The sequence below is a fragment of the Promicromonospora sp. NPDC060204 genome, from assembly GCF_042728455.1.
In the GTDB taxonomy this organism is placed as follows: domain Bacteria; phylum Actinomycetota; class Actinomycetes; order Actinomycetales; family Cellulomonadaceae; genus Promicromonospora.
The window spans coordinates 1-7,239 of the sequence record NZ_JBHWZO010000293.1; the positions used below are offsets into that span (position 1 = coordinate 1).

Annotated in this window: 6 protein-coding genes; 3 read left to right on the forward strand and 3 right to left on the reverse strand. The window is 73.6% G+C overall.

The features are described from left to right. Positions 1-44: 44 nt before the first annotated feature. From ACFWEJ_RS25195 to mraZ, 3 genes are all read right to left on the reverse strand, one after another. The gene (locus ACFWEJ_RS25195; protein ID WP_377231916.1) at positions 45-473 is read right to left on the reverse strand and encodes a hypothetical protein; all 429 of its coding nucleotides are present in this window, start codon (positions 471-473) and stop codon (positions 45-47) included. After that, entirely contained in the window at positions 470-1,513 is a 1,044-nt protein-coding gene (gene rsmH, locus ACFWEJ_RS25200) for a 16S rRNA (cytosine(1402)-N(4))-methyltransferase RsmH (RefSeq protein WP_377231917.1), read from the reverse strand. Before rsmH ends, ACFWEJ_RS25195 begins: the two co-directional genes overlap by 4 nt. Positions 1,514-1,668: 155 nt before the next feature. Beyond that, complete coding sequence (gene mraZ / locus ACFWEJ_RS25205) at positions 1,669-2,139, reverse strand: division/cell wall cluster transcriptional repressor MraZ (protein WP_357484605.1); 471 nt, start codon at positions 2,137-2,139, stop codon at positions 1,669-1,671. Positions 2,140-2,536: 397 nt separating this feature from the next. Between mraZ and ACFWEJ_RS25210 the strand changes: the two genes are divergently transcribed. The 3 genes from ACFWEJ_RS25210 to ACFWEJ_RS25220 are packed head-to-tail and all read left to right on the forward strand — an operon-like array spanning position 2,537 to position 7,208. After that, entirely contained in the window at positions 2,537-3,586 is a 1,050-nt protein-coding gene (locus ACFWEJ_RS25210; RefSeq protein ID WP_377231918.1) for an AAA family ATPase, read from the forward strand. A 20-nt stretch (positions 3,587-3,606) separates the two neighbouring features. Beyond that, positions 3,607-4,920, forward strand: a complete 1,314-nt coding sequence (locus ACFWEJ_RS25215; RefSeq protein ID WP_377231919.1) for a DUF58 domain-containing protein — start codon at positions 3,607-3,609, stop codon at positions 4,918-4,920. Further along, complete coding sequence (locus ACFWEJ_RS25220) at positions 4,917-7,208, forward strand: transglutaminaseTgpA domain-containing protein (protein ID WP_377231920.1); 2,292 nt, start codon at positions 4,917-4,919, stop codon at positions 7,206-7,208. The genes ACFWEJ_RS25215 and ACFWEJ_RS25220 overlap by 4 nt, the downstream gene beginning before the upstream one ends. The last annotated feature ends 31 nt before the right edge of the window (positions 7,209-7,239 follow it).

Here is a 7,239-nt window from a genome sequence, read left to right on the forward strand (position 1 = left end):
CCCCGACGGGGTGCGCTGCCGGCCCGAGCCCGAGGTCGGACCCGTCACTGGTCCGTGCCCTTCACCACCTTGCCGGTACGGACACTGACCATGGTCGGGTTCTCCGCCGGCACCATGCCGAGGCTGCGGGCCTTGTCCGGGAGGTCCGTGTGGGCGGCGCTCAGGTCCTCCTGCAGCACCTGGACGTCCTGCGCGGTCTGCGCGACGTCGCCCTGGAGCTGCGACATCTCGTAGGAGCCCCGCGCGAGCGTGGTGTTGAGCACCAGCACCGCCACGAGGGAACCGACCATCAGGGTGGCGCACAGCACGAAGAAGGGCACCCGGCTCTTCGCGTGCAGCGGCGCGCGGACCACGTCCAGGCGGCGGCCACGCTGCGCGGCGCCCCCGGAGATCGCGGTCAGCGGTGCCCTGCGGGTGCGGGGCAGCTCGGCCGGACGGACTGCGCGGGCCGTCGCGGCGTTGGTTGCACTCATCGGCGGTCCTCCTTCGCTGTGTGGTGCCTGTTGGTGCGGTTCAGCAGGTGCTCGGGCGTGGGGCGCACGCGCCGTGCGGCGCGCAGCCGGACCGACGCCGAGCGCGGGTTGCGCTCCAGCTCCTCGGCGTCGGCCTCCTCCGCGCCCCGGGTGAGCGCCTCGAGATAGGGCCGGTGGGTCTCGGGCTCGACGGGCAGCCCGGGCGGGGCCGACGACGTGGTGCCCTGCGCGATGGCCCGCTTGACGATCCGGTCCTCGAGCGACTGGTACGACTCCACGACGATGCGGCCGTCCACCGCGAGCGCCTCGATCGCGGCGGGTACGGCCCGCTCGAGCACCTCGAGCTCACCGTTCACCTCGATGCGCAGCGCCTGGAAGGTGCGCTTGCCCGGGTGGCCGCCCGTCTTGCGGGTCGCGGCGGGGATGACGGCGCGCAGCAGGTCGACGAGCTCCCCGCTGCGGTCCCACTCCCGCTCGGCCCGACGCCGGACGATCGCCCGCGCGATCTTGCCCGCGAAGCGCTCCTCGCCGTACTCCCGCAGGATCCGCGCGAGGTCGCGCTCGTCGTACGTGTTGAGCACGACGGCCGCCGTCAGCTCCTGGGTGGAGTCCATGCGCATGTCGAGCGGGGCGTCCTGCGCGTAGGCGAAACCGCGGTCGGTCTCGTCGAGCTGCAGCGAGGACACCCCGAGGTCCATGAGCACGCCCTGCACGGCGCCGCCGGCGTGCGCGTCGACCACCTCGGTGATCTCGTCGTACACCGCGTGCACCGGCGTGAACCGGTCGCCGAACCGGGCCAGCCGCTCGCCCGCGAGGGCGAGGGCCTGGGGGTCGCGGTCGATGCCGATGACGCGGGCTGACGGGAGCTGCTCGAGCACGGCCTCCGTGTGGCCGCCCATGCCGAGCGTGCAGTCCACCAGGACCGAGCCGGGCTCGGCGAGCGCGGGGGCCAGCAGGTCCACGCAGCGCTGGAGCAGCACCGGGAGGTGGCGGTCGGCGGCGTCACTGCCGGTGCCGGGGCGGTCGTCGGTCGCGTTCATCGGTGTCTCCCTCCTGCGTGGTGCTGTCCTGCGTCGTACTGGTGGTGCCGGTACCGCCGTCCGGTCAGGTCTCCCTCCGCACGGTTCCGGCGGCGGGGAAGTGCGCCGGATCCTGCGGGAGGAGGCCTGGCCGTACGGCCGTCCCCTCGCCCTGCCTAGAAGCTCAGCCCGGGGAAGATCTCCTCGGCTTGATCGATGTAGTCGGGTTCGGTCTGTTCCTGATATGTGGCCCACGCCTGCGCATCCCACACCTCCACGCGGGTTCCCACCCCGATCACGACCACATCGCGGTCGAGACCGGCGTACGCCCGCAGGTGCGTCGGGATGGAGACCCGGCCCTGCTTGTCCGGGACCTCGTCACTCGCTCCCGCCAGGAAGTTTCGCGTGTAGTCCCGTGCTGCCTTGCTCGTCACCGGCGCCTGCCGGATCTGGGTGTAGATCTGCTGGAACTCGTCCATCGGAAGAAGAAAGAGGCACCGCTCCTGCCCTTTGGTCATCACCAGACCGCCGGACAGTCGCCCCCGGAACTTGGCGGGAAGGATCAGGCGCCCCTTCTCGTCGAGCTTCGGGGTGTACGTGCCGAGGAGCAGACCCAGACCTGCGAAACCTTCTGCCATCGCAGTCATGGGCCGACACCTCCTTCCGCTCCCGCATACTCCACGCTACTCCACTTTCCACCACCGCACTCGGAAAAACCATGGGGAGAACTGCCCACCCGCCCTCAATGCGCAGGTCAAAGAGGTAAAGAGCAGGTGGAGTAAATTCATGTCCGGCGTGGCGTGGAATGTCCCGGTAGGTGCCTCCGGTCCGCAGTCTCGTGCGGGTCCCCCGCCCGGCGAGACGTCGTTTCACCAGGGCGAAACAAGCCCAGGGATGTGTGAAGACCGCGTGATGCACACAACAGAGTGCTTTACATCTCTACTAGGCTGGTCCAGCCGGGCGAGCGACAGTCGCCCTGGCTTCCGAACAGCGCGTACACGCGCAAGAAACCGGCCTGACTCCCGGCCCGATGGAGGTCCCCCAGTGCACACGGAACGCGCCACGTCTGGCCTCACGGATCCTCGGTTCGGCGGAGCGCCCGCTCCGCAGGGAGAGCCCGGACCAGCTGCGCTCGACGAGCTCGTGGAGACCATGGCCCGCGTCCGGGGCGCCGTGGAGTCCGTCGTGACGGGCCGGCCCGGCCTGGCCGACATCACCCTCGCCGTCCTGCTGGCCGAGGGCCACCTGCTCGTCGAGGACGTGCCCGGCGTCGGCAAGACCACCCTCGCCAAGGCCGTCGCGCGCAGCATCGACTGCCACGTGGGCCGCATCCAGTTCACGCCCGACCTGCTGCCGAGCGACCTCACGGGCGTCAACATCTTCCGCACCGGCAGCCACGAGTTCGAGTTCCGGCCGGGCCCGGTGTTCAGCAACATCGTGATCGGCGACGAGATCAACCGCGCCTCGCCCAAGACCCAGTCCGCACTGCTGGAGTGCATGGAGGAGGGCCAGACCACGGTCGACGGCACCACCCACCAGCTCCCCCGGCCGTTCCTCGTGGTCGCCACCCAGAACCCGGTGGAGATGGAGGGCACCTACCCGCTGCCCGAGGCGCAGCGGGACCGCTTCATGGCCCGCATCACCGTGGGGTACCCGGACATCGACGCCGAGATGCTCATGCTCGACCGCCAGGAGGCCAGCACGCCGCTGGCGCACCTGGAGGCCGTGACCGACGGGCACACGCTGCTGCGGTTCTCCGCGCTCGTGCGGTCGCTGTACGCGTCCCCCTCGGTCAAGCGCTACGTCGTGGGCCTCGTCGGCGCCACGCGTGAGCACCCGGGCCTGCGGCTGGGCGCCTCGCCGCGCGCCTCCCTCCAGCTCCTGCGCGCCGCCAAGGCCATCGCCGCCATGGCGGGCCGCGACCACGTGCTGCCCGACGACATCCAGCGGCTCGCCCGGCCCGTGCTGGTCCACCGGCTCATCCTCACCACCGAGGCGCGCCTCGGCGGTGTGACCCCCGAGACGCTCGTCGACGAGATCGTGCAGCGCACACCGGTGCCGGCGCTCGAGCCCGCCGACCGGCGCCAGTTCTGAGCGGCCGGGGCGGCACGGTCATGAAGTGGCGTGACACGCTCGCACGGATCAGCCGGGTCCGGCTCACCCCCCGCGGCATCGGCGCTGCCTGCGTCGGCGGTGTGCTGATCCCGCTCGGGCTGGTCCTCACCCTGCCCGACCTGGTCGGCCTGGGCGCCGCGGCGCTCATCGCCGTGGGCGTGGCCTGGCTGGTGATCGGCACCCAGCGGCTGGAGTCCGGCCGGGGCGCCCTGCACGTGACGCGGTCCGTCGCGCCCAACCCCGTGGTGCGCGACCGGACGGCGGACGTGAGCCTCCTGGTCGCCGCGCACCAGGCCTCCGGCGCGGCGTACGAGCGGCTGTCCCGCCTGCGCCTGTCCGAGCAGGCGGCGCACGAGCTCGCCGGGCACCAGGGCATCCGCGCCCGGGTCTCCGCGCGGGCCGACCGGATCACCGTGCACTACTCGCTCACGCCGATGCGGCGCGGGCGCTGGTCGCTCGGCCCGCTGCTGACCACCCGGACCGACGTGTTCGGCCTGGTCCGCGCCACCCAGCCCCTCGGCAGCGCCACGCACGTCCCCGTGTGGCCGCGTACCGTCGAGCTCGCCGTGCGCACCCGGTCGGTCGGCGACGTCGACCACTCCGCCACGGGCGCGCGCCTGCAGTCCAGCGACGACTCCGTGCTGCGGGAGTACGTCGCGGGCGACGACCCGCGCCGCGTCCACTGGGCGAGCGCCGCACGCCGCGGCCAGCTCATGGTCCGCGCCGACGAGAGCGCCGGGGTGCGCCCCGTGACCGTCCTGCTCGACCGCTCGCTGCTGCCCCACTGGCAGGAGTCCGGGAGCCTGCGCCGTCCGGCCGCGGTGGACGACGGCGAGTGGGCCGTCGAGCTCGCCGCGTCGATCGCCACCTCGTTCCTCGACGCCGGCCACCCGTCCCGCCTGGTGACCACCAGCGTGGCGCCCAGCGTGGACGGCGTCCGCTTCGCCATCACCCGCGCCAGCCGGTCCGCCCTGCTGGACGCCTGCGTCGACATCCGCGGGCACCGCGGCGCGTCGGAGGGGCAGCACGCGACGAGCACCACCGCGCGGGCGCTCCGGCTCGCCCGCGCCCCGGGCGAGATCGTCGTGGCGGTGCTCGGCCCGCAGGCACCCGACGCGCGGCACGACCTCGCCGCGCTCGGCGCCGAGGGCACCTGCTGGGGGCTGCTGGTGGCGCCGCGCGGCGCCGGGTTCCAGCACGAGCTGGACCAGACGGCCGCCGAGCTGCGCGCCTCCGGCTGGCACGTCAGCACCTGCGAGGCCCGCACCGACCCGGAGCGCGCCTGGGCCCTCCTCGCGGAGCGTGCGCCATGATCCCCGCCCACCGCGGCCCGCTGGTCCGCACCGTCGCGTCCGGCGTGCTCGTCGCGATCGCCGTGATCGCGTCCATGCACGCGCTCACGCTCGTCATCGACCCCGGGCCCTGGCTCACGGCCGGCACCACCGGCGTCGTCCTCGTCTCGGCCACCACCTGCGTGGTGCGGTACCTGCTGCTGCGCAACGCCGTCGACCGGGCCGCCGCCCGCCGGGCGGCGGGCCAGGGGCCGAGCGCGGACCGGGCCGCCGACCGTGCGGCCGGCAGCGCCTCGTTCTTCGCGACGACGGCGGGCCTCCTGGTCGCCGTCTGGTTCGTCCTGGCCCGCTACGGCGGACCGGGCCAGCGGTTCGAGCCCTTCGTGGGGCCCGACTCCGTGGAGCAGGCCCTCGAACGGTTCCGCCAGGCCACCGAGCTGATGAGCACGCAGGTGGCGCCCGTGGACCCCGGCCCGGCCATCAGCATGGTCGCCGTCGGCGGCACCCTGCTGGTGCTGCTCGTGGTGGACTCCCTCGCCGGCGCCCGCATGCCGGGCTTCGCCGGGGTGCCGCTGCTGCTCCTGTGGACGCCGTCGCTGACCCTCATCGGCGACGTGCAGTGGCAGGTCTTCGTCATCAGCGTCACCGCGATGCTCCTGCTGCTCACCGTCGACCCGGTGGGGCTGACCCCGGGCCGGCGTAGCGACGCCGACTCCGCGGCAGTGCGCCGGGCGCAGCGGTTCCGCTCCGGGATCACGGCCGTCACGTCCGTGGCGGTCGCCGCCACCTCGCTCGGCGTCGCGTCCGGCATGGCAGCCCTGCCGGCGCTGGCCGGGACGTGGAACCAGCTCATCTCCACGCCGTCCGACACGGTGGAGCTGTCCTCCGAGCTGGACATGCGCCAGCCCCTGAGCGCCCGGTCCTCGAACACCGTGCTGACGTACACGATGGCCGAGGGCGAGCCGGCCGGCCCCCTGCGCGTCATGACGCTGACGGCCTTCGACGGCGTCCAGACCAACCGGAACGTGCCCACCGGCGGCCTGGCCGAGTTCGACCCGTCGACGGTCCTCGCGCCGCCCGGCGAGGGCGCCGACGGTGAGCGCCTCCGGATGGACCTGCGGATCGGGCAGCTCGACGGCGCGGAGCTGCCGCTGCCGCTCGAGCCCCGCACCGTGGACGTCCAGGGCGACTGGGCCTACGACCCGCTGCGGGACGAGGTGCGCAGCGGCGAGGGCACCGAGCAGGGCGCGCCGTACACCGTCGAGATCGTCGAGCGCGGACTGACCCCCGAGCTGCTGCGGGCCGCGCCCATGTCGGGCGATCCCCGGTCGGCCGGCTACACGGAGGTGCCGGACACCGAGCACCGGGACGACATCGCCGCCTACGCCCAGGAGGTCGCCGGGGACGCGCCCACCCGGTTCGACGCGGCGGTCGCGCTCCAGAACCACCTGCGCTCGGGCGCCGGGTTCGTCTACAACCCGGACGCCGACTACCGGGGTTCGTCGGACACCGTCTGGGACTTCCTGCAGAACAAGGAGGGGTACTGCACGCAGTACGCCCTCTCGATGATGGTGATGGCCCGCAGCCTCGGCATCCCGGCCCGGATCGGCGTCGGCTGGCTGCCCGGGCGGCCCGACGGCGACGGCAGCTACCGGGTCACCGGCCAGGACTCGCACGCCTGGCCCGAGATCTACTTCCCGTCCGTCGGCTGGGTCCGCTTCGAGCCGACGCCGCAGGTCCAGACCGGCCCGCTGCCCTCGTACGCGAACCCCGGCACGGGCACCGCACCCAGCGCCTCGCCCACGCCGTCGCGCGCCAACGAGGTGCCCCCGCAGCAGCCGACCCAGCGGCCGGACCAGTCCGAGGCGGGCGCCACGAATGACACGTCGTCCGGCAGCCAGATGTCCGACCAGACCCTGCCCGGCTGGGCCTGGGTGGTCGCGGTCATCCTCGCCCTCGGGGTGCTCGGGGGTGCCGCGTGGCTGCTGCTGCGCCGTCGGACGGAGGTCGAGGAGCTCGACCCCGAGCGGGCCTGGGCCCGCGTCCTGGCGCTGCTCGCCGAGCGGGAGGTACGGCTCGGCCCGTCGGTCACGCTGCGGCGTGCGCCGGAGGTGATCGCCGACCAGGTGCGCGCCAGGACGGGCACACCCCTGCCCGACGACGTCGCCGAACGGCTCACCGCCCTGGCCGACGCCGCCGAGGACGAGCGCTACGCCCGCGACTCGACGCCGCCGACGGCCGCCGAGCTCGAGGAGCTGACGGCCACGGTGACGGCAGAACTGACGGAAGCCCTCACCCGCCCCCGTTGAGTGCGGGGACGAAAGACAGGAGCCGGGCCCC

What these genes read in the sequence shown, in the direction of transcription:
- ACFWEJ_RS25195 (WP_377231916.1), bottom strand. Translation starts at nt 473, where the DNA reads ATGAGTGCAACCAACGCCGCGACGGCCCGCGCAGTCCGTCCGGCCGAG.
- rsmH (WP_377231917.1), bottom strand. Translation starts at nt 1,513, where the DNA reads ATGAACGCGACCGACGACCGCCCCGGCACCGGCAGTGACGCCGCCGAC.
- mraZ (WP_357484605.1), bottom strand. Translation starts at nt 2,139, where the DNA reads ATGACTGCGATGGCAGAAGGTTTCGCAGGTCTGGGTCTGCTCCTCGGC.
- ACFWEJ_RS25215 (WP_377231919.1), top strand. Translation starts at nt 3,607, where the DNA reads ATGAAGTGGCGTGACACGCTCGCACGGATCAGCCGGGTCCGGCTCACC.
- ACFWEJ_RS25220 (WP_377231920.1), top strand. Translation starts at nt 4,917, where the DNA reads ATGATCCCCGCCCACCGCGGCCCGCTGGTCCGCACCGTCGCGTCCGGC.